The 21,300-nt window shown below is 54.6% G+C and carries 21 protein-coding genes; all 21 read left to right on the forward strand.

The window, feature by feature from the left end:
* Positions 1-322: hypothetical protein (locus tag NST04_RS16600; protein WP_341185267.1), on the forward strand; the 322-nt coding region annotated here is incomplete at its 5' end.
* Positions 319-633, forward strand: coding sequence for an HNH endonuclease (locus tag NST04_RS16605; RefSeq protein ID WP_341185268.1), 315 nt, complete (start codon positions 319-321; stop codon positions 631-633). The genes NST04_RS16600 and NST04_RS16605, both read left to right, overlap by 4 nt.
* A 69-nt stretch (positions 634-702) precedes the next feature.
* Positions 703-1,392, forward strand: a complete 690-nt coding sequence (locus NST04_RS16610) for an SMI1/KNR4 family protein (RefSeq protein WP_341185269.1) — start codon at positions 703-705, stop codon at positions 1,390-1,392.
* A gap of 353 nt (positions 1,393-1,745) precedes the next feature.
* Entirely contained in the window at positions 1,746-4,196 is a 2,451-nt protein-coding gene (locus NST04_RS16615; RefSeq protein ID WP_341185270.1) for an ATP-binding protein, read from the forward strand.
* Positions 4,197-4,198: 2 nt separating this feature from the next.
* The gene (locus NST04_RS16620; RefSeq protein ID WP_341185271.1) at positions 4,199-4,771 is read left to right on the forward strand and encodes a DUF4255 domain-containing protein; all 573 of its coding nucleotides are present in this window, start codon (positions 4,199-4,201) and stop codon (positions 4,769-4,771) included.
* Between the two features lie 214 nt (positions 4,772-4,985).
* Complete coding sequence (locus tag NST04_RS16625; RefSeq protein ID WP_341185272.1) at positions 4,986-6,524, forward strand: phage tail sheath family protein; 1,539 nt, start codon at positions 4,986-4,988, stop codon at positions 6,522-6,524.
* Between the two features lie 23 nt (positions 6,525-6,547).
* On the forward strand, positions 6,548-6,991 hold the full coding sequence (locus tag NST04_RS16630; protein WP_019910188.1) for a phage tail protein: 444 nt from the start codon (positions 6,548-6,550) through the stop codon (positions 6,989-6,991).
* A 147-nt stretch (positions 6,992-7,138) separates the two neighbouring features.
* The gene (locus NST04_RS16635) at positions 7,139-7,507 is read left to right on the forward strand and encodes a hypothetical protein (RefSeq protein ID WP_340753075.1); all 369 of its coding nucleotides are present in this window, start codon (positions 7,139-7,141) and stop codon (positions 7,505-7,507) included.
* A complete protein-coding gene (locus NST04_RS16640; protein ID WP_076083189.1) occupies positions 7,504-7,689 on the forward strand; it encodes a DUF6760 family protein in 186 nt (61 codons plus the stop codon). The genes NST04_RS16635 and NST04_RS16640 overlap by 4 nt, the downstream gene beginning before the upstream one ends.
* Before the next feature lie 11 nt (positions 7,690-7,700).
* Positions 7,701-8,177: a phage tail protein gene (locus NST04_RS16645; RefSeq protein WP_341185273.1), complete on the forward strand. Its 477-nt coding sequence runs from the start codon at positions 7,701-7,703 to the stop codon at positions 8,175-8,177.
* Positions 8,177-9,730 carry a hypothetical protein gene (locus NST04_RS16650; protein WP_341185274.1) on the forward strand — a complete coding sequence of 518 codons (1,554 nt, stop codon included), beginning with the start codon at positions 8,177-8,179 and terminating at the stop codon, positions 9,728-9,730. The genes NST04_RS16645 and NST04_RS16650 overlap by 1 nt, the downstream gene beginning before the upstream one ends.
* Positions 9,730-10,341, forward strand: coding sequence for a CIS tube protein (locus NST04_RS16655; protein ID WP_036701053.1), 612 nt, complete (start codon positions 9,730-9,732; stop codon positions 10,339-10,341). The genes NST04_RS16650 and NST04_RS16655 overlap by 1 nt, the downstream gene beginning before the upstream one ends.
* Positions 10,342-10,353: 12 nt before the next feature.
* Positions 10,354-11,397, forward strand: coding sequence for a phage late control D family protein (locus tag NST04_RS16660; RefSeq protein ID WP_341185275.1), 1,044 nt, complete (start codon positions 10,354-10,356; stop codon positions 11,395-11,397).
* A complete protein-coding gene (locus tag NST04_RS16665) occupies positions 11,394-12,113 on the forward strand; it encodes a phage baseplate assembly protein V (protein ID WP_341185276.1) in 720 nt (239 codons plus the stop codon). Before NST04_RS16660 ends, NST04_RS16665 begins: the two co-directional genes overlap by 4 nt.
* Positions 12,114-12,129: 16 nt before the next feature.
* A complete protein-coding gene (locus NST04_RS16670; protein WP_341185277.1) occupies positions 12,130-12,525 on the forward strand; it encodes a PAAR domain-containing protein in 396 nt (131 codons plus the stop codon).
* A gap of 3 nt (positions 12,526-12,528) precedes the next feature.
* Positions 12,529-12,924 carry a GPW/gp25 family protein gene (locus NST04_RS16675; RefSeq protein ID WP_036701060.1) on the forward strand — a complete coding sequence of 132 codons (396 nt, stop codon included), beginning with the start codon at positions 12,529-12,531 and terminating at the stop codon, positions 12,922-12,924.
* 11 nt (positions 12,925-12,935) lie between these two features.
* On the forward strand, positions 12,936-16,577 hold the full coding sequence (locus NST04_RS16680) for a putative baseplate assembly protein (RefSeq protein WP_341185278.1): 3,642 nt from the start codon (positions 12,936-12,938) through the stop codon (positions 16,575-16,577).
* A 22-nt stretch (positions 16,578-16,599) separates the two neighbouring features.
* Positions 16,600-17,472 carry a hypothetical protein gene (locus NST04_RS16685; protein ID WP_341185279.1) on the forward strand — a complete coding sequence of 291 codons (873 nt, stop codon included), beginning with the start codon at positions 16,600-16,602 and terminating at the stop codon, positions 17,470-17,472.
* Positions 17,469-18,218 (forward strand): phage tail protein, encoded by a 750-nt coding sequence (locus NST04_RS16690; protein ID WP_341185280.1) that lies wholly within the window; start codon positions 17,469-17,471, stop codon positions 18,216-18,218. The genes NST04_RS16685 and NST04_RS16690 overlap by 4 nt, the downstream gene beginning before the upstream one ends.
* Before the next feature lie 28 nt (positions 18,219-18,246).
* Positions 18,247-21,087: a tail fiber domain-containing protein gene (locus tag NST04_RS16695; RefSeq protein ID WP_341185281.1), complete on the forward strand. Its 2,841-nt coding sequence runs from the start codon at positions 18,247-18,249 to the stop codon at positions 21,085-21,087.
* A gap of 19 nt (positions 21,088-21,106) precedes the next feature.
* Positions 21,107-21,289, forward strand: a complete 183-nt coding sequence (locus tag NST04_RS16700; RefSeq protein WP_036701070.1) for a hypothetical protein — start codon at positions 21,107-21,109, stop codon at positions 21,287-21,289.
* Positions 21,290-21,300 lie beyond the last annotated feature (11 nt).

Raw genomic sequence — 21,300 nt, forward strand, 5'->3', positions numbered from 1 at the left:
GTTGCTGATTGACGGGACTATGCAGGACATCCCAAAGAAAGACTTCGAACAGGAGTTTAAGCGATTAAAGCAAGAGGGTAAGCAACCGGTTAAGCTTAATGCTGCAGAACATAGCAAACTAAATAAATTAGATAGTGATAAGCGAATCGAAATCTCAAAGAATGCTGACGGAGATAAAAGTAAGATTGATTTTGATAGTATTAAAGAACCGACTCCTGAAAAAAATCTAGAAATAAGCCGAAAGAAAGACTTCCTAGAACAGGTGGTAAATGGGAAGGAGAACCTGGGAACGGGAAATGGTATTCTGATCATTCAGAAGTGAAGCAAGTAATAGGAGACGAGCCTATAATATTCAAAGATGGTAAGCCTGATTTTTCAAGATGGTCAAATTATGAATTAGAATTTGAATTGGGACAATTAAATGGAACTGATGCTGATTTTAAACTTGTTTATAATAGGCTCGTAGAACTGGGATTAGCTAAAAATAAAACTCAAGCCAAGGCACTATTAAAGTCTCAAGGATTGACGCCTCACCATTTAAGTAATACAGAAATACAAATGATTCCGTCAAAACTTCATGGAAATATACCACATAAGGGTTCGGCATCTGAAATGAGAAACGCAATGGATTAAACCACATCAAAAAGATCTAAAGAGAAGAAAGTAATAGCAAATATAAACTTAAAGGAGCTCAGATAACGAATGAAAGAGATAAACAAAACCTTTAATCGTATGGAAGAACATTTAGATGCTATAGGATTACCAAGTAGAGATATAGTTGATCCCATGGTTCGTGTTTCTAATATTGAGAATAAATACAATATTTCATTTCCTGAATTGTATAGGCTTTTTGTACTTAAATACGGAAATTCTATATTCAATGAAAGTGTTACCTATAAATCAATAGAATTATCTCCTTGTGCAGATAAGAATGGCCTTAGTACTTTTGATTCTTTTTTTGGTTTTGATGGTGGCGTGGATGACCTGGAAAATAAAATTAATCAGTATTATGAAAGAATTCCCAGCTCCTTAATGCCTATTGCGGACGATGGGAACGGAAATCTTATATGTATCGGTGTAAAGGGTAATTACAATGAGAAAATTTATTTTTGGCATCACGAAGATGAATTGAGTGCAAATTTAATGCTTAATGAAAAAAAATATAGAAATATTGGTTTAGATGATTATTGGGATAATATATTTTTAATTTCAAATACTTTTACTGATTTTATTAGTAGTCTTGAAATTGAACAGCCAGAAGAACAAAAAGTTGAATTGAAAATTGTAAGAGAAAGAATGAATAGTGACTTTATTGCTAATATGTTAGCCGCTAGAGCAGAATTGGAGGCAAAAGAAAAAGAAAGAAAAGACAAGAAAAAGGGCAAGGGCTGAATATGGAAGCTGTAGGGAGACTCTTTACTAATTAAATCACCAAAATCAGTAAATCTCTTTTCAGACACCTGCGGCAATCGCGCTCTCAGCAGCATTGGAGTCAAGTTCATCAAGAGCTAATGGGAAGCGAATGAAAAAGATTTAGGAATTCTAAAAGAATGACAATATCAATTATTGAAGCTTATTCCCTTTAAAGTAAGGGGTTAATAAGCTTCTTTTTTTATATAGTTCATCATAATTCAATTCAGTTGATAAGGTTTTATTTAATTTCCCCCACCCCCCAGTTGTAATCTCTCTCCCAAAACTTACTTTATATATGAACAAGAAAATATAGAGTGAGGACAGAACTGCCGATGAAATTCAAAAAATTGGCCAGAAGCTATCGAAAGGAAACAGCGGAGGCTGCTGATGATGTGGAACGGGTCGAAGCAGCCGAGCTTGGCACAGGTGCTGCTTATGTTGCTGCTCTTGCTTCCGCTCATGAACCAGCTGCTTCTGAAGCAATTTCCGAAGCAGCAGCTCCCCGAGAGGAGAGCGGCGAAACCGCTCCGCCCTACAGCTCGAACCAAGAGCATCTTGCAGAAGAGCTGCAACTGCTGGAGCTCCGGCTTAAGCTCAGGTACCTTGAAGGACCGCAGCCGCACGCAGAGCTGGAGCTTGTGGACGAGGAGATCCGCAGTCTGCTGGATGTCCAGCCTGAAGACGAGCGTTACATCAATCTCTTAACAGCGGAAATAGCTCATCTGGAACGGAAGATCGCTGCCAGACTGAGGACTAACTTCCACCCATCAGCAGAACAGTCACCCAATCCAGCTCTCCGCCTTACGTGCACAGAAATGGCTTCTGCACTTAGCCTGCCGGGGCTGGAGGTAAGCGTTCCCGCGCCCAGGCTCATGCTCCAGGAGGTGGCTTCTGCACTTAACCTGTCAGGGCTGGAGGTAAGCATCCTGGTCGCTTGTCTCGCGCCTGAGCTGAACGGTAAGTACGGGCGAATCTATGCCTACCTGCAGAATGATATGTCGGACAAGCGCCCTTCGGTGGGGTGGGTCCTGGAGGTATTTGCCGGGGTAGAGGAGGAGCGGCAGGCGGCCCGCTTGCTGTTCGATGTCCGTGCGCCGCTGATGAAGCTGCTGCTGGAACGAAGAGGGGAGTACGGCGACAGCCGCATTCCGTTAATCGCCCGGCCGCTGAAGCTGGAGGATTGGGCGGTGAATCTGCTGCTCGGCTATGAGGTGCTGGATGAGCGTCTGACGAAGGCGGCGAAGCTTAACACGGTGCCCCTTCCCCAGCAGATCCATTTTCCGGCTGAGCTGGAGCAGAAGCTGCTGCGGTTCGTGAAGCATTACAGCTGCAGCGGAGCCGGCAGCCCCCGTAGCTCCAGCAGCCTGCTATACATCAGCGGCCCGGATGAGGCTCTGAAGCTGGGCGGTATCCGCGAGGTCTGCGGCACCCTGGGACTCTCTGTCCTGGTTGCCGATCTGGAGAAGCTGCTGCGCCCTGAGGCTGACTTCAGCGAAATGCTGAGACTGCTTGGACGGCATGCGCTGCTGATGAAGGCGGCCCTCTGCTTCACTGGCTTCGACAGCCTGGTGACAGAGGATGACCGCTACAGTCTGCAGATCCGGCTCCTCATGGAGATGCTGGCAGACTATGCACCCCTGACGTTCATCCTTGGAGAAGCGCAGTGGGGAATCAGCTTCACCGGAATTCCGCTGAACTTCATGCAGATCGACTTGCCCTTTCCGGATGCGGCGGCCCGTAAGGCTGTGTGGACTGCCTTGGGTGAGGAGTATAAGCTGTCTCCGCAGATGGAACTGGATGAAGTCAGCGGCAGCTTCCGCTTCACGGCAAGCCAGATCCGGGCCGCGCTGAACGGCGGTGAGAACATCGCCGTCTGGAACGGCTTCAGGGAGAACGGGATCAGCACGAAGGATCTCTACGAAGCCTGTTACTTCCAGTCCAGCCGCAGAATCCAGGCACTGGCCTCGAAGGTCCAGGCCATGTATACCTGGGACATGCTGGTGCTTCCCGAAGAGCAGCTGAATCAGCTGGAGGAAATCTGCCGTCAGGTGAAATACCGCGCACTCGTCTATGGAGAGTGGGGCTTTGCAGGACGGCTGTCGCTCGGCAGAGGGCTGAACATCCTGTTCTCGGGGCCGCCTGGCTCCGGGAAGACGATGGCCGCTGAGGTGATTGCAACTGAGCTGAGTTTGGAACTCTACAAGATCGATGTCTCGCAGATTGTGAGCAAGTACATCGGGGAGACCGAGAAGAATCTGTCGCGGATTTTTGATGAGGCGGAGACCTCGAACGCCATTCTCTTCTTCGACGAAGCGGATGCCTTGTTCGGTAAGCGCTCTGAGGTCAAGGATGCGCATGACCGGTATGCGAATGTGGAGATCAGCTACCTGCTGCAGAAGATGGAGGAGTATACGGGAATAGTGATTCTGGCGACCAACCTGAATCAGAACCTGGACGATGCCTTTGCCCGCAGGCTGCACTTCAAGCTGGAATTCCCGTTCCCGGAGCAGCAGCAGCGCGGCCGGATCTGGCGGGGAATGTTCCCGGCGGGAGCGCCGCTTGATCCTGGCCTGGATTACGGCTTCATGGCGGAGAAGTTCATTCTGGCCGGAGGCAATATCAAGAACATTGCCTTGAATGCAGCCTTTTATGCGGCGCATGAGGGCTGTTCCATCGGGATGAAGCAGATCATGCTGGCAGCCAAGCGGGAGTATCTGAAGCTGGGCAGAACCTTTTTGCAATCGGATTATGCGCCCTATCACACACTGATCGAGGTGAAATAAGCATGGCTGTGGATACAGGTACGGTAATAAGAGATGTCAGCACCAGCCTGAAGGCGTTATTGAAAGCACATGTGCCTGAACTGAACGATGACAGCTTCATCAGCTTCGGCTCTCCAAGTGACATTGACAGCTCAACGATGAAGCTGTCCATGTGTTTGTACTATCTGAGCCATAGCCCGAGTATGCGCAACAGTGAGAAGGAAGCGACCGGCGGCAAGAATGAGTTCATGTATCCGCCGGCTTATCTGGATTTGTACTATCTGCTTACGCCGTATGCCAAGGACAGGGAGACCGAGCAGCTGATCCTGGGCCGGATTTTTCAGCTGTTCCATGAGCATCCGGTGCTTAGCGGCAGCGATCTGCGGGGCAACCTGGCCGAATGCGGCAATGAGAAGATCCGGATCTCCTATAACAACCTGACGATTCAGGATATCAAGCAGCTGTGGGAGGTGTTCCCCGGGAAGCCGGCTAAGGTGAGCCTATCCTATCTGGTGTCGCCGGTGCGGCTGCCTGCGGATAAGACGATCCAGATCCCGCGGGTTGAGGTAAAAGAGCTGGGCGTTCATCCTCTGTAGACACAGCTGGCAGAGAGGGCTTCTGTGAAGGGAGTGATTCATGGAGGAATGACATGCAAGGCACCCGTACCAGCGGATATTCCGCAGACAATGGCAGCTGCGCCTAAGCGGATTGTGTAAACTGATCAACCTAAGTTTATGCTTCCTTAGCCAGATGTGCCGAAGGTTTCTTTCAGAAGCAGCAGCTAATTTAACTTTTTTAGGAGGGTAAGAGATGGCAAATTATTTATCGCCAGGCGTGTATGTGGAGGAAGTCTCAAGCGGGGTCAAGCCGATTGCCGGTGTGGGCACCTCAGTCGGGGCCTTCGTCGGAATCGCAGAGAAAGGGGTTATCGGCAAAGCGGTACTGGTCACCAACTGGAGCCAGTTCGTCAATGAGTTCGGCCAGTTTATCCCCAATGGCTATCTCGCTTATGCCGTGTATAACTTTTTTGCGGAAGGAGGCACCTCCTGCTATGTAGTGAGAGCCGCATCCACCGATATCCGGCCGGCTTCGCTTGCGGTTCGCGATACCGATAATCTGGATTTGTTCAAGGTAGTTGCACGTTCGGAAGGGGAGTGGGGCAACCGCATTTCGGTCAAGATCGGTCCGTCCTCCAACAAGCAGCAATTCGGCTTCAAGATGATTGTGCAGTATTTGCTGGACAGTGATTTCAATGATGAATACAGCGGAGAAGATGAAGAGGGTAAGATCGTCGAAATCTTCGACAACATGCTGCTGATCAATTTTGAAGAAAAGGTGAATCAGGTATCTGCCTTTGTCAGTGTGAAGCCGCTGGTCGACCTGACCATTCTGGAGAATATGGAGAAAACGCCGGCGTTCAATGAAGCAGCCCTGTCCCTCAGCGGCGGTGTGAACGGGATGTCCCCGATTGACTTCCTGGGGGATGCGGTCAAGCGGGCCGGTATCCACGCATTCGATACGATTGACGGCATCAACATTGTAGCAGCTCCAGACCTTGCAGATATGGCGTACAGCCGGGGCACCATCCTGGATATGCTGAATTACTGCAAGCTGAGAAAAGACTGCATCTTCATCGTAGATCCTCCGCATGGCTTAAGTCCGATGGAGGTCAAGGATTTCAAGGAGGGGGCGGGCGATTATTCGGGCAATTCATTCAATACGTCCTATGGCGCCTTGTACTATCCTTGGGTCTACATTAATGATCCGCTGACCGGGAAGCAGAAGCTTGTGCCACCGTCCGGGGCAATTGCTGGTACGTATGCTTATGTCGATGCCGTTCGCGGTGTCCACAAAGCACCGGCAGGCACCACCGACGGCTATCTGGATTCCGTAGTCGGGATTGAGAAGATCATCACGAAGGCGGAGCAGGAGCTGCTGAATCCCGGCGGTATCAACGTGATCCGCTCCTTGCCGGAAGGCATCTGTGTCTGGGGAGCCAGAACGCTGTCCGCCGATTCGGAATGGAGTTACGTCAACGTCCGGCGGCTGATGATGTATATTGAAGAGTCGCTGGATGAGGGCAGCCAGTGGGTCGTGTTTGAACCGAATGATCCGAGCCTGTGGGGTAAGGTCAAGCGCAATCTCACCGCCTTCCTGACCCGCGTATGGAGAGACGGTGCACTCTACGGAACCACGCAGGAAGAGGCCTTTTTCGTCAAAGTGGACGAGGAGAACAATCCGCCTGCTGTGCGGGATGCCGGCCAGCTGATTATCGAAGTGGGCGTAGCCCCGGTCAAACCTGCTGAATTTGTAGTCATCCGGGTCAGCCAGAAGACCTTATCCAAATAAGAGACTGAGAGGAGATTTATGCTATGGCAACCGGCAAAAGATTGGACCCCTACCGCAATTACCGTTTCCGCGTTGTAATTGACGGCATTCAGACTGCAGCCTTTGCGGACGCAACGATTCCGGATACATCCACAGAGGCTGTTGATTACCGGGAGGGTATCGACGCCCCGCATGCGCGCAAGCTGTCGGGCTTGACCAAATTCGGGAACATTACCTTGAAAAAGGGACTGACCGACTCCCTGGAGCTCTACAACTGGCGCAAGTCGATTGAGGACAAAGGCGCGCTGAAAAACCGCAAGAGCTTGTCCATCATCCTGGTGGATGAAGAAGGCAATGACAAGGCGCAATGGGATATCCTCGAAGCCTGGCCGATCAAGTATGATGTCAGCGCCCTTAGCGCCAAAGGCAACGAGGTCTCTGTCGAGTCGATGGAGCTGGTGCATGAAGGGGTTCGCAGAGTGAAATAGCCTTCCCGCTTATCGTCATCGTCACTGTGGATGTGATGCAATACGCCAAAACATAAGCTGGACGGTATGGACATCATATTCACGGCCGGGGACGCCGGAAGGAAGCGAAGGTATTAGGATGGTTTTGATGAGGAAGTGAGGGAGAATATGGAACTATTACAAACTGAATTCAGCTTCACCTTGCCCAAGGGGTACGTGGATGAAGCGGGCACGCTGCATAAACAAGGCACCATGCGTCTGGCTACCGCAGCCGATGAGATTACACCGCTCCGGGATTCCCGGGTTCAGCAGAACCCTGCGTATCTGACAGTCATTCTGCTCTCCAGAGTAGTCACCGCACTAGGTGGACTGGGCATGATTACGCCGAGAGTCATCGAAGAATTGTATACCTCGGATTTTGCCTATCTGCAGGATCTGTACAACCGGATTAACCAGAACGGCAGCAATGCGGTTCATGCGCAGTGTCCCAAGTGCGAGCAGCGCTTCGAGCTTGAACTGGAACCGCCGGGGGAATAGTCGGCTACCCCCTTGACCGCCTCTACGAGGAGGTAGCCTTTCTGACCTACTATCTGCACTGGGACTATACGGCAGTGCTGAACCTGGAGCATGCTGAACGGGACCGCTGGTGCAGTGAAGTCAGCCGGATCAACCAGAAGCTGAGTGGCGGGGAAGAGAAGAAGAACTTCTTTGAGGCTTAGGAGAGGATAACATGAAGGCAAATATGCTAAATATCGGCGCCAAAAGAAGCTGGGTCCCCGGGTACCGGGAAGATCCCTTTCTTGCTTATAACTTTATCGTGGAAATTGACGGGATCTCCGTCGCCGGATTCTCTGAGGTCTCAGGTCTTAGCGTGGAGACACAGGTGGAGCGCAAAACCTTCGGTGGTGAGAATCATAAGGAATTTGTGTTCCTGGGACCGACCAAGTACTCGGATCTGACGCTGAAAAACGGGGTCACGAATGATGAGTATCTGTGGAATTGGTATCAGAATGTGGTGAACGGGGTCGTCAGACGGCGCAGCGGGTCCATCTGTCTATTGGATCATTCCGGCACCCCCAAGGTGTGGTGGAACTTCATCGAAGCCTGTCCCATCAAATGGGAAGGGCCTGCGTTCAACGCCAGCAGCAGCGCGGTAGCCGTCGAGAGCCTAGTTCTGACGCATAACGGGCTGTACAGGTACCGGTAATGAGCTGGAGTATCCGGAGCGCGGCGGCTCTTGCGAATCAGAAGCAGACCGGGTTCATTCAATCGATTCTGGCAAAATACGGCTTGACCCGCTGGCGGAGCAAGCTGAAGAGTCTGATCCTGCGGCACAATCCGTTATATGCTGCGCAGCCGGAGACATTGCAGCGTACGGACCTGGTGGTCAATCATATCCACCAGTCATTCTATGGACTGGCAGTACCAGAGAAGGTACAGCCGGGACCGGCAAGCCGCATCCTGCTGGTGACTCAAAGCGGCATCAGGCCTGGACTAAGCGCTCCATCTGCTTCTCCCGGTCAAGCTGAGGATCTGCGGAGCGGGCTTCATTCAGCAGCCGGACGACTGAATTCGGTACAGGTGCTGCAAGAGAGAGTCTGGCAGCATAGAAGCAATAAACATCAGGTAACAACGGAGTATCGCATACAAAATACAGCACTTCATCCGGCTGAACCTGTAGCTGTTCAGCCTGTCGGATCAAGACCGGCGCAAGTCTCTGCACCGTCCGGGTTGTCTGTTCTGAAGCCGCTGCCTTCAGGCGCTACAGGTGAAAGAAGCCAGGGAGACAGGCAGAACAGAGGCGATCTGCCGGCTGCTTCTGTCCTTCCAGGGCAGCAAGACAGGATGAACGGCAGACCGGCACATGCAGTCCATCACCAGCAGCAGCTGGTGCAGGTGCTGCAGCTGCTGCGGACCTATGGCGTTAAGCAAGAATGGGATACCGGAGCGGAAGAGCAGCGCTTGAGGCAGCAGCTAGGGCATCCGGTACGCGCGCAAGCATTAAAGCATGAACGGGAGGCCGTCCCAGGCTCAGCCGGGACCGCTGTGGAAGCACAGCTTAAGACTCCTAACCTAAGCTTCAAGCCCGGTAGTCTGCTGATTCCGCATACAAGCGTAAGTTCCAGTCTTCAGCTCGGCTTAGGTGAGCAGCTTACGGCAACGCTTGAGCAGCTGGAGAGCAGGCAGGAGCTTCTGAGCCCGCTGCCCGCTGCCGTTGGTACGGTTCATCAGAGGCAGGCGATGAAGTCATTACAGCTTACGCTGCCGCATATCCTTCAACCGCTTGGGGTTGCGTCAGGTGCACCAGCCCTGGCCGGGCAGGCGGCTTCCGCTCAAATGGCCGCAGCCGCAGGACGGGCTACTCCAAGAGGGCCGGGGCCTGCGGCGCCGGTGGAGGCCAGCCTGATCTACGCTGCGGACCGGACAGAGCTTCCGTCCGCTTCGCAGCGAAGAAGGCCGGGCAGTCCGCTTAGGGCGGATAGCCCGACTTATGAACCGGATCTCCAGCCTTCCGCCAGTCATAGCCGCCTGGTGCTGCGGAAGCCTGAAGCGCCGCGCGCGACTCTGCCGGAGCCGATGCAGCAGCAGCTGGAGCGGGTGCTGCAGAAACAAGCGGCCCAGCCTCCGGCGCAGACCTTCACCAAGGCCGCTCCGCCGCCGGTCATGAATGCAGCAGAGCTGGATCAGCTGGCTGAGCGCGTCTATCAGGTGCTGGAGAAGAGAATGGCTATACGCAAGGATCGGAGGGGGCTAAGATAATGGCGGAAAAAGCGAAGATCATTCCTCTGGATATGCCCGTCGGAGCCATTGAGGTGATGTTCAACCCCAATGAGTACACCGTTTCTTTTGAAGGCAAATATACCGGGGAGAAGAACAACAAGCAATTCCAGATCACAGAGACACCGGAGTTCAAGGTCTCCTTGTTCTACGATACCTATGAACAGCGCAAGGATGTCCGCAAGAAGACCCGGCAGCTGACGTCGCTGCTTGATCCCAAGGTCAGCGGCAAAAGCACGAAAAAACCGCCGGTGTGCATGTTCGTCTGGGGCGGCTTCACCTACCGCGGCTTGCTGAGCAAGATCGAGCAGAAGTTCACGATGTTCATGGATAACGGCACGCCTGTCCGCTCGCTGCTGGATGTGACCTTCATTACAGATGAGCCGGATAAGTCGGTGGAGGACAGCCAGGGCTTGAATGCCTGCCGGAAGCTGTGGGTGGTCAAAAGCGGGGACCGGCTCGACCTCATTGCGAATGAGGCGCTGAAGGAGCCGCTGGCCTGGCGCAGAATTGCCGAGCTGAACAGGATCGCCAATCCGGTTGGCTTTCCTGGCAAAAATGACATCGGGAGAACTCTGGTTATCCCGGATTAAGGCGGGGATTGCATGGGCACCAGTGTAGCAAATTACAAAATTGAGCTAAACGGCAGCAAGCTGTCCGCTGAACTGACAGCGGCGGTGGAAGGCGTCACGCTGGAGGATGAGCTTAATCTGCCGGCGGTGTTTTCCATCCAGATGAATATGGTGAATGCCGGAAGCGGGATGTGGCGGGGAACAGATCTGACGAGCCTGAAGCCGGGCGACCAGCTGAAGCTCTCCCTTGGACTCGATCAGCCGGAGCCGATGATCAGCGGGGAGATTACCTCGCTGGATCTGAACTTTGCGGAGCACTCGGTGCTGGATATCCGCGGATATGATCTGCTGCACAGGCTGCGTATGGGGACGAGGAGCAAAGCTTTTCTGAAGAAGAAGGATAGTGATATTGCGGGGGAAATCGCCAAGGAGCATGGTTTGACCCCTGTGGTGGAGGATACCGGAACGGTGTATCCCTACCTCTTCCAGAATAATCAGAGCAACTATGAATTTCTGCTGGAGCGGGCAGCCCTGCTTGATTATGAGCTGTTCGCGGCAGATAAGAAGCTGCATTTCGTCAAGTCGCGGTCCGTGAAGGCCCCGGTGCTGCCGGAGATGAGCTTCAAGAAGGATTTCGAACGGCTGAACCTGGAGCTGAGGGCCCTTACCCGGGGGAGTAAGGTGACGCTTAAGGGCTGGGATGTGAAGGAGAAGAAGGAGCTTGAGGCTATCGCTAAGAGCGGGGAAGAGACGACCAAAATGGGCGGGAAGGAAGGCGGCTTCACCATCAGCACAGCAGCGGTCGGGGAATCACCGATTGTCATTATGGCCGAGAATCTGCTGGATATGAACGAAGCCAAGGTGCTGGCCGCCGCCGCTTACAACAGCCGCCTGCGCGAGTTCATTGCCGGGGAAGGCATGTGCTGGGGGAACCCGAAGCTCCGGGCAGGACAGACGGTGAAGCTGATGGGGCTGGGCGAGCGCTTCAGCGGAATTTATTACATTGTAGCCACGGTTCACAAGATCGACAGCAAGGGCTATACCACGACGTTCAAGGTTAAGAGGACTGGCCTATGAGTGAAGGACCCGGAATTAGCAATTTTATGGACAGCATCATGAATGAGGGACGGATCTTCGGCGTAATGGTGGGGATTGTCATCAATAATGACTCTGCGAACCATGCGGACAAGCCCGGCCCCGGACGGGTGAAGGTGAAGATCCCGCTGATGGGAATGCCGGAATCCAACTGGGCGCGTATGGCGTCCTGGATGGCCGGGAAGGAGCGGGGAGCTTTTTGCCTGCCGGAGGTGGAGGATGAGGTGCTGGTAGCTTTTGAGAACGGGGATGTCAACCGCCCGTATATCATTGGCTCCTTGTGGAATGGCAAAGACATACCGCCGGAGACCAACAAGGACGGCAAGAATAATATCCGCCTGTTCAAATCCCGCAGCGGGCATGTTCTGCAGTTCGCCGATACCAAGGGGGAAGAAAGCATTACGCTTACCTCCGCCAAGGGTCACGTAATCAAGCTGGATGACAAGGGCGGCGCGGAGCAGATCCATATTAGCGACAAATCAGGCAAGAACCGGATCATTCTGGACAGCAAGGCAAATAAGGTATCGGTATCCGCTGGTGCAGATATTGAAATCTCGGCGGGAGGCAAGCTGTCCCTGTCCGCCAAATCCATTGCAATGAAATCATCGGCGGGCACCACTATCGAAGCTTCGGCCGGGATGGAGGTCAAAGCCGCCGCCAGTATGACGATCAAAGGATCTGTGGTCAACATTAATTAGAGAGGGGGTGCCCTCTATGGGCCAGCCAGCAGCAAAGCAAGGGGACCGGATTCTGAATACCGATACACATATCGTCATGCTTCCGGCCGGAGGGGGACTGGTTCCCACCCCGCTGCCTCATCCCTTCACGGGGATTCTGGACGGTGCGCTAAGCGCGAATGTCAAGATTATGGGGCAGCCAGCCGCCACTATGGATTCTACGGCTACGAATACGCCGGCCCATGTTCCGCAGGGAGGCCCGTTTCAGAAGCCGCCGACCAATAAGGGGACCATCAGCGCCGGAAGCGCAACGGTATTCATCAACGGGAAAAAGGCTGCCAGAAACGGGGATCCGGCGGTGACATGCAATGATCCGGCCGACCTTCCGGCAGGGAAAGTGTCTGCTGCGGGGACGGTCTTACTAGGAGGCTGAGAGATGGAAGTTGTAGATTTTTTGGGACGGGGCTGGACGTATCCGCTTGCTGTCCAGCGGGGCAGCGTCCGATCCTCCGGTGGAGAAGACTCCATCCGGGAATCCATTATTCTGATTCTGTCAACGGCCCGCGGCGAGCGGGTCATGCGGCCGGATTTCGGCTGCAGACTGAACGAGCTGGTGTTCTCACCCAATACCATGAGCACTGCAACCTTGCTGCGAAGCTTCATTGAAGAAGCCTTGCAGAACTGGGAGCCGCGCATTGAAGTGGACGACATTACGGTCACCCCGCGCTCAGACCGCTCTGAGCTTGAGGTGTCCATTGACTATTCGATCAGGGCCAGCAACAGCAAATATAATCTGGTCTATCCATTCTTCCTTGAAAGCGTGGGGAAATAATGCCAAACCAAATGCCTATTATTGATAAACGGGAACAGGAACAGCTGGTTCCCGAGCTACGACGCTTAATCTACCAATATTGCAGCCGGGAATGGACGGATGTGCCGGAGCTTGAGGCAGACAAGAAGGCAGATGCCCTGGTCCATATCTTCACCGGGATGATGGGCAAAGTGATCAGCCGGCTGAATCAGGCGCCTGCGAAGAATTTCACCTCCTTCCTGAATCTGATCGGCATTCATCCTACTCCGCCCCGTGCTGCCAAAGTTCCGCTGCTCTTCCGGCTGAAGCCGGATTCGGGCAGCTATAACACGGTTCCGGCCGGAACCCGGGTATCCGCCCAGCCGGAGCAGGGGGCGGAGGTGGTTTTTGAGACGGACAAGGATTTGACCGTCATTATGGCGCAGCCTGTCCGGGCGGTAAGTCTCGATCCGCAGGAGGACCAGTGGAGCAATCAGGATCATCTGCTAGCCGGGGGAGCTGCCGGCAGACCTGCCAGGCTGTTCAGAGGGGATTCGACAGTTGTCCACAGATTGTATCTGGGACACACAGAGCTGCTCGGATTCCAGGAAGCGGGCAGCAGCTTATCGGTCTATTTCAACAAGCCGGATGCAGCCGCGCTGAGCAAGGCCGCGCCGGAGCAGGACAGAACCGGGGATCTGCTGAACCATATCGACTGGTTTTGTTTCGATGAAGAAGGGAATTCTATGCAGCTGTATCCTTCTTCGATAGCCGAAGCGGGAGAGGACGAAGATGCTCTGTGGAGGGCGGTGGTCCGGTTCGACCGGCTGACTGGCGTGCATACGAAGACGCTGGCCGGGTACGAGCCGTCCGGGGCGCTGCGGGAATGGCCTGGTAAGTGGATTTTCGCCGAGTTGAAGAAGCCTATAACCGCCGGTACGCGAATGCCGGATATTGAAGATATCCGCCTGGAGCTTAACGTGGTGAGTCCGCAGCCGCTCCCGCCGGATGTGACGGTGAATAACGGGAACCTGCTGGATATGGGCAAGGATTATTATCCGCTTGGGGACAAGCCCAGAATCAATGATACGTTCTACATCGCCTGCAAAGAGGCCTTCTCGAAGCCAGGTGCCCGGATTACGCTCAGGGTGGAGCTGTCAGAGCCGGAGATCAGCAAGCTGCCGGACACACCGTATGTGAGACTCGGCTGGGAATATTGGAACGGGCAGGAATGGCTTGCGATCACCGGTCTTGAGGAGAGAACGGACGAAGGCGGTGCAGCTTATGGCGGTGCTGCCCTCCGTGCGGTGAGCAGCCTTACTGCCAGCGGAACGCTGAGCTTCGTCTGTCCGGGTATCCAGAAGCTGACGCTGGGCGGTGAAGAGCAGTACTGGGTCCGGGCCCGCATCACCGGCGGGAATTACGGCGAGGATGCGAAATACGAATATCAGGATGAAGAGGTCAAGCTGGGAGAAGGCAGCATCAATGTAGCCAAGCTCAAGGTGACCCAGGCGACATACGCGCCGCCTTCCATCCGTAAACTCAGTTTAGCCTACAGCTACACACTGGAGGCGCACCCGCAGACCGTGCTTACAGAGAATAACTTCAGCTTCGCTGATAAGTCGGCGGCCTGCCGCAACGAAGGTGAATATTTCAAGCCCTTCTATCCGTGCACCGAGACGGAGCCGACCTTCTACCTGGGCTTTGACCGTGATATTAGCGATCTGCCCGTGTCGCTCTTCTTTCCGCTAACGGGTGAACAGCTGGGACGTCCGGTAGTGGCGTGGGAGTATTGGGACGGCAGAAGATGGCTGACGCTCAGCGTGAATGATGAGATCAGAGGCTTCACCCGCAGGGAGATTCTGCAGTTTGCCGTGCCGGGAGATATTGCGAGACGGCCGTTGTTCGGCACGGAGCAGTACTGGATACGTGCCCGGCTGGATGAAGGCCGGTTCGAGATAGTCCCGCAGGTGAATGCCATTCTTGCTAACGCGGTCTGGGCCCGCAATTCCAATACCGCTGCGGGAGAGCTTCTGGGCTCCAGCAACGGTGAGGAGAATCAGATCGTTCAGTTGTCCAAAATACCCGTGCTGCCAGGCCAGCTTCTCAAGGTCCGGGAAGCCACCGGTCAGGGGACATGGATACCGTGGGAGGAAGTCAATACGTTCTCCGTATCCGGTTCAGATTCAAGGCACTATATGCTGGACAGAAGCACCGGAATGATCATGTTCGGGGATGGACGCAGCGGCATGATTCCGCCTATGGGCATAGATAACATCGTGTGTGACTACAAGCATGGCGGCGGAGCGTCCGGGAATGTTGCCGCAGGCTCGGTATCCCGGATATGGGACAGCTACAGCTGGCTGGATTCCGTAACGAATCCGGTGGCGGCGGACGGCGGCTTCGATCAGGAGGAAGCAGAGCAGGCTGAGCTTCGCGGGCCGCATACGCTGAAGAGCTGGAACAGGGGCGTAACCGCTGAGGACATGGAATGGCTGGTGCGTGAGGCGATGCCTCAGATCGCCAAGGTGAAATGTCTAAGTGCTATGAACCGGGAGCTGGAGTTCACCCCGGGTAGAGCTACCCTGATCGTGGTGCCGGAGACGGATGATCCGAGGCCGTTCCCGAGCCAGGAATTGCGCAGTGAGATTGAAGCCTATCTGTGTGAACGCATATCGGCCCCTTTGAACACCGCAGAGCCGGGGATTGAAGTTATTGGCCCGGATTATGTCCGCACGGCTGTAGAGGCAACCGTAGTCTTTACCTCTCTGGACCAGCGGAAGGTAGCTGAGGGACGGATCATCGACAACCTGAAGCAGTTTTTTCATCCGCTGAAGGGCGCGGACGGGAACAAGGGCTGGGAGCTGGGACAGAACCTGTATGTCTCCGAGGTCTATGCCGTGATTAAGAATACGCCGGGTGTTGACTATGTATCGGATGTGATCGTCAAAGCTTCAGTGCAATGCTTCACGCTGAAGCTGGAGCCGCTTGAGAACGGGCCATATAAGCCACAGGCCGCTTATCCGAAATACAGTCTGGTCCGTTCTGAGGACAACGCGCTTCAATTTGCACTTGCCGAGCCGGTGGATGCCGGGGATGAAGTGAAATCACTTGTGCTCAGAGGGTTCAAGGAGAACGGAATCATCAGGCTCCGCTACAGATCCCGTAAGCCGGTAGAGCTGATTGTCCTCACCATCGACGGTGACATGCTCGAATGCCAGACCCTTGACGAAGAACCGCTTGCCGAGAGCTATCCCGAGGGCAGCGATCTGGAATTTGCTCTGACGGATGATCTGACGGTCCGGACGTATATCCTGAGTAGGCTGGATTCGGGGGCGGTAACCTTTGTTGTGAAGACTGCTGTATTCGAGGAGAAGGATATTGTCTTCCTGAGCCGGACGGATGAATACATCAACACCACACCGCTCAAGATCCGTACCCTCGCCAGCGGCAATATTCATCTGGAAGAGGATGAGCTGATCTGCGGCGGGCTGCATCTGGTGAACAAGCCGGAGGAACATCCCTTTCCGTATCTTATGGATAAGCGGGCGGGCCTGCTGCATGATTTGACCGCAACCACGGCAGCGTGCGGACTGGAGACTATCCGCAGGGAAGAGCGGAGGTATCTGACGGGGCTGTCCGGTATTCCGGACACAGTGGTGCGGTGTCCGCATTGTAATACTTTGGAGCCGTAACTACAGAAAGGAGGAAGAACCTATGCCGCTTCCAGTATTGAAGCTGGATGATCTTAGCTTTGACCAGCTTGTGGCGGATGCCACTGCGCTGATTCCGCTCTACGATCCGGATTGGACGAACTATAATCCCTCCGATCCCGGCATTACCCTGGTGGAGCTGTTCGCCTATTTCACGGAGATGGTTCTCTACAGGCTTGACCAGGTGACCGATGAGAGCAGGCAGCAGTTCCTCAAGCTGCTGGGTATCACCCTGGAGGACGGGGAGGAGCTGGCCAGCGGAATATCCCGCGGGGCGAAGCAGTTCTCCGAATGCTACAGGGCTGTGACGGCAGAAGATTACCAGCTGCTGGCGAGGCAGAGCCTGCTGGATATCCCGGGGCTTCGGACCACGTATCCTGATCTTGCGGTCCGTACGCTCTGTCTGATTAATACGGATATGGAGAACGGCACCGGGCGGGATAAAGAAGCTTTCGGGCATGTGTCCGTAATTCTGGTGCTCCAGACCGCGAATCAGCAGGATCTGCGCAGAGACATGGCGGAGATCAAGCAGCAGGTTAAAGCCATCCTGGAGCAGAGCAAGCTGCTGACGACCCGAGTCCATGTTGTTGAGCCGGATTATCGGGATGTTGTGATTGAGATGACGGTTGCCGCCGGGAATCAGAGCATCGGGAGCATCGTTCATGACAGCATTGTACAGTTCCTGGACCCGGTTAACGGGGGGGAGCACGGACAGGGCTGGCTTCCGGGGAGGAAGCTGTACGCCTCGGATTTGTATCATCTGGTAGAGGGAATCGCCGGTATTGATCATGTAACCAGCGTGAACCTGGACTCGCCTGACCTGCTGCCGTTCCAGTTATTTAAGCTGAAGGACCTGAAGATTGAGGTGGAAGCATGAGCAAGACAGACGGGTACAGTTATGTGGAGTATCTCCCCCGGGTGTTCCAGCAGAAAGCGGGGGAGACGGATGAACAGTTTTTTCTGGGACGGTTTCTGAAGGCCTTCGAAGCCATGCTCTCGGGCAATACGGGGACAGCAGGCGCGGAATCTGTGGGCATGGAGGCTTTGCTGGACGGATTGCATCAATACTTCGATCCGCAGACTGCTCCCTCACAGTTTCTGCCCTGGCTTGCAGGCTGGGTAGGCCTGCAGTTGGCCGAAGGCGTGGAGTATGACGGTGAGGAGGATAATCAGGAGCGCACACTTGCCCCTACGCAGATTCTTCCGCTTGCGGACACCCGCAGCACCGTTAACCGCAAGCTGATCAGCAGCATCGTCCAGCTCTATAAGAAACGCGGAACTCTGGGCGGTCTGGCCGAATATTTGCAGGTTCACGCCGGTGAAGAGGCGGCCATCCATATCTATAGCTACGAGGAGCCTGTCCGTCTCGGTAATGCCCGGCGTATAGGCATTAATACGATGGTCGGGGCGGCCGAGCCGAGCTACTTCTCCGTCCATATCATCCTCCCGGCGTACAGCCGGAGCCTGCTGCAGCAGAAGGTGCGCAATCTGCAGGAGGTGATCCGGAAGGAGCGGCCCTTTTACACCAATTCCAGCTTGAATATTGAAGTCCCGTCTATGCGTCTGGGGGTCTATGGGCGTGTGGGGATGGAGACCTTAGTCGGGGGTATGACAGAGCAATAGAGATTATAGACCGGGAGGCAAGCGAATCATGGGAAAAGAATTAAGAAGAATGCGCTACTTTGACGGGCTCTTCCTGAACGCTGAGGATTACATGCTCGATCAGGAGTTTCACCTGCGCCTGCAGCGGCTGCATAACCGCTATCTGCATACCTGGGGGATTGTCTGCGGGCTCAAGGTACTGCCCTCTGCGAAGCCGGGGGAATCCATGAAGGTGAGCATTGCGGAGGGGCTGGCCCTGAATCTGGTGCTGGTCAAGAATGGTGACAAGTATGAGAGCATCAGCCAGGAAATCCTGATCTATGAGGGGCATCCGGATAATCCGGTCAACCTCTCCGAGTATAACGCCAATGAGAATATCTACATCTGGGTCAGCTATGAAGAGGTGAAGGCCGACTACAGCATCGAGCGTGGACAAGGGGAACAGATCCATATCTGGGAGCGCGGGAAAATCAGTTATGGGACCACAAAGCCTGAGGGCACGGACACGATCCTTCTGGCCCGGGTGGTTCCCCGTACCGATGGGGCGGGAGTGACCATCGACAGTACATGTATATACGATTACGACAGCGATGCGGCCCGGACGCCCTTAAGAACCTATGCCGGTGCCGCCGGCAAGAAGCTGGTCACGGAGAAGCTGGTGATCCCGGTTCAGAGTGAAGACAGCATGGACAGCGCGGGGCTGAGTGAAGCCGTTCTGGCAGCGATGCCGTCCATGTCTACACTGCAGGCTGGCAAAGTGCTGGAGATCAGAGCTCCCGAGACCCGCTTCACCGGGGCTATGAGCGTAGCCGGAGCGCTAACGATTGAGGGCGAGCTGATTCTGAAGAGCAAGGACAAGGCCCAGAGCGAGATGCGGATTATGAACAGCTTCGTTGAGGTGAACAGCCCCAACACGGATGATCCGAACTATGTATTTCCCGGTGCACGTGATGGCGGACTGGAGGTATACCGGGGCGACGGGGGCAAGCATGATGCGCGGATTGTCTGGGTGGAGGAGGATAAATGCTTCAAGGCCGGGCTCGGCAACGATCTTAAGACCATTGCCTACGGCAACGAGTGGGACAGCCTGATCAAGTCTGAATTCGCTGATCTGCTGCACCGGCACAGTAAGCTGTCTTCGCCATCAGGCCTAAGCTTCGGCTTCACCGGGGCGGGTAAGCTGTACAGTGATGCCGATCTTGCCCTTCAGGATGACAGAATCCTGCTGCTGAAGGGGACGAACCCGGACACGGTTGACCATTCGCATGGCCTGGGCTGGTTCGGAGCCGGGAAGCCCTTCGCTGCGGCAGAGGTAGAGGGTCCGGTGTTATTCGGCGGCAGCGGCGGGGCACTGGGTACCCGGACGGTTAACGCCGACGGCTCCCGCACAGATAAGCAGGCGCTCTCCTGGAACAAGAACGGCTATGTCGGCATCGGTTCGCAGAAGCTGCTGGAGGATTCGCTGGATGTCGAGGGCAGCGTACGCCTGCTCAGCGGCCGGAACCCGCTTCGCTTCACCTCCGCTTGGACGGGCTTTCCCGACAAACAGACGAACGGTGCGGAGATCTGTAACGATACTACAGACTACAAGGCCCTGATGATAGTCGGCAATAACTCTGCCGGGCAGAAGAGAAAGGTCGCCATCTGGGACCGGCTGGATGTGAACGGATTTCTGTATGTGAACGGGACAATGCAGGCCTCCCAGGAGATTATTCCTAGCGCGGGTAACGGGGAGCACAGCGGCATTATATTCCCGGCCAATCCGGGCGGAGGCGGGTATGATCAGGCTTGGATCAAGTACTATCCCCGTACAGGCGAGGATTGCACGCTGGAGATTGGTACCTCCAATGACAGGAGTGACCATATCTCTCTGATAGCTTCCGGCAACGTGGGCATCGGCACACTGGAGCCTGCGGACAAGCTGGACGTGGCAGGGGAAATGCGTATCCTGAGCGGGCAGAATCCGGTCCGCTTCACCGCTGGATGGACAGGCTTCACGGGTCAATCCCCCAAGAATGCCGAGATCAGTAACGATACCACGAACTACAATTCTTTGATGATCGCGGGTAACGGGATGTCGGGAGTCCGCAGAGTCTCCATCTGGGATAATCTCGATGTTAATGGCTCCCTGCAGGTGAAGGGGGGCGCCTATATTGGCGGTGATCTTGAGATCAAAGGCAGTATCAAGACAGAGGTATTCAACTTCGCCGGCAAATTCAAAAAGCTGGATGTGGCTGAGGAATTCGCCGCCACTGTACGCTGCGCTGATTTCTACATCGGTTATCCCGGACGCCGCGGGGCTCCCGGCCGGGCGCTAGTCGACAATGGCAGCCATCTGGTGCTCAATTACGGCAACGACTGGTCCTACGCTTCTGTCCACAGCAGCCTGGAAGTGAGAAATGCCCTGATCCCGAGCGCGGGCAGCGGCAACAACGGGATTATCTTCCCGTCCGATCCCGGCGGCGGCAGCGGCGACTCGGCCTGGATTAAGTACTATCCAACCAGCGGGGAGAACTGCGTGCTGGACATCGGAGTCTCTAATGATGCCGGCGACCGCATCTATCTTCATGCCAGCGGCGGGGTCTATGCCAATGGCAGCATGTACTGGTGGTCCTCGCGCGAGCTGAAGGACAATATTGCGGATATTCCGGTCAAGGAAGCGAAGCAGCTGTTGGACGGGCTAAATCCGGTCTCTTTTAAATACAAAGGAGGCACCAAGCCAAAGACCCTCGGCTTCATTGCGGAGGAAGTACCGGCTGTTCTGGCCGATCCGGATCAGCGGGCGATCAGCGGGATGGATATCATTGCCGTTCTGACCAGCGTGATGAAGGATCAGCAGAAGGCAATTACAAGAATGCAAAAACAAATCGACACCCTGCAGGGTGCCTAAACCTTAGGAGGATGAATTTATGAAAGAACAATTGGAAGCACGTATGAATGAACTGAAGGCAGAGCTGGAATCCGGGCGGCAAATGATCCAGGAGCTGGACGAGAAGCGTACCAATCTGGGATATACCCTTACACGCATCAGCGGGGCTATTCAGGTGCTGGAGGAGCTGGCTGCCGCAGAAGAGGAGTCCGTTCAGGCCTAATCAAGCTGTAA

It is taken from the genome of Paenibacillus sp. FSL H7-0756, assembly GCF_038006765.1.
Lineage (GTDB): Bacteria > Bacillota > Bacilli > Paenibacillales > Paenibacillaceae > Paenibacillus_AQ.

Excerpts from the sequence above, each read along its gene's own strand:
- NST04_RS16610 (WP_341185269.1), top strand. The coding sequence starts at position 703 with ATGAAAGAGATAAACAAAACCTTTAATCGTATGGAAGAACATTTAGAT.
- NST04_RS16615 (WP_341185270.1), top strand. The coding sequence starts at position 1,746 with ATGAAATTCAAAAAATTGGCCAGAAGCTATCGAAAGGAAACAGCGGAG.
- NST04_RS16620 (WP_341185271.1), top strand. The coding sequence starts at position 4,199 with ATGGCTGTGGATACAGGTACGGTAATAAGAGATGTCAGCACCAGCCTG.
- NST04_RS16625 (WP_341185272.1), top strand. The coding sequence starts at position 4,986 with ATGGCAAATTATTTATCGCCAGGCGTGTATGTGGAGGAAGTCTCAAGC.
- NST04_RS16630 (WP_019910188.1), top strand. The coding sequence starts at position 6,548 with ATGGCAACCGGCAAAAGATTGGACCCCTACCGCAATTACCGTTTCCGC.
- NST04_RS16635 (WP_340753075.1), top strand. The coding sequence starts at position 7,139 with ATGGAACTATTACAAACTGAATTCAGCTTCACCTTGCCCAAGGGGTAC.
- NST04_RS16645 (WP_341185273.1), top strand. The coding sequence starts at position 7,701 with ATGAAGGCAAATATGCTAAATATCGGCGCCAAAAGAAGCTGGGTCCCC.
- NST04_RS16650 (WP_341185274.1), top strand. The coding sequence starts at position 8,177 with ATGAGCTGGAGTATCCGGAGCGCGGCGGCTCTTGCGAATCAGAAGCAG.
- NST04_RS16655 (WP_036701053.1), top strand. The coding sequence starts at position 9,730 with ATGGCGGAAAAAGCGAAGATCATTCCTCTGGATATGCCCGTCGGAGCC.
- NST04_RS16660 (WP_341185275.1), top strand. The coding sequence starts at position 10,354 with ATGGGCACCAGTGTAGCAAATTACAAAATTGAGCTAAACGGCAGCAAG.
- NST04_RS16665 (WP_341185276.1), top strand. The coding sequence starts at position 11,394 with ATGAGTGAAGGACCCGGAATTAGCAATTTTATGGACAGCATCATGAAT.
- NST04_RS16670 (WP_341185277.1), top strand. The coding sequence starts at position 12,130 with ATGGGCCAGCCAGCAGCAAAGCAAGGGGACCGGATTCTGAATACCGAT.
- NST04_RS16675 (WP_036701060.1), top strand. The coding sequence starts at position 12,529 with ATGGAAGTTGTAGATTTTTTGGGACGGGGCTGGACGTATCCGCTTGCT.
- NST04_RS16680 (WP_341185278.1), top strand. The coding sequence starts at position 12,936 with ATGCCTATTATTGATAAACGGGAACAGGAACAGCTGGTTCCCGAGCTA.
- NST04_RS16685 (WP_341185279.1), top strand. The coding sequence starts at position 16,600 with ATGCCGCTTCCAGTATTGAAGCTGGATGATCTTAGCTTTGACCAGCTT.
- NST04_RS16690 (WP_341185280.1), top strand. The coding sequence starts at position 17,469 with ATGAGCAAGACAGACGGGTACAGTTATGTGGAGTATCTCCCCCGGGTG.
- NST04_RS16695 (WP_341185281.1), top strand. The coding sequence starts at position 18,247 with ATGGGAAAAGAATTAAGAAGAATGCGCTACTTTGACGGGCTCTTCCTG.
- NST04_RS16700 (WP_036701070.1), top strand. The coding sequence starts at position 21,107 with ATGAAAGAACAATTGGAAGCACGTATGAATGAACTGAAGGCAGAGCTG.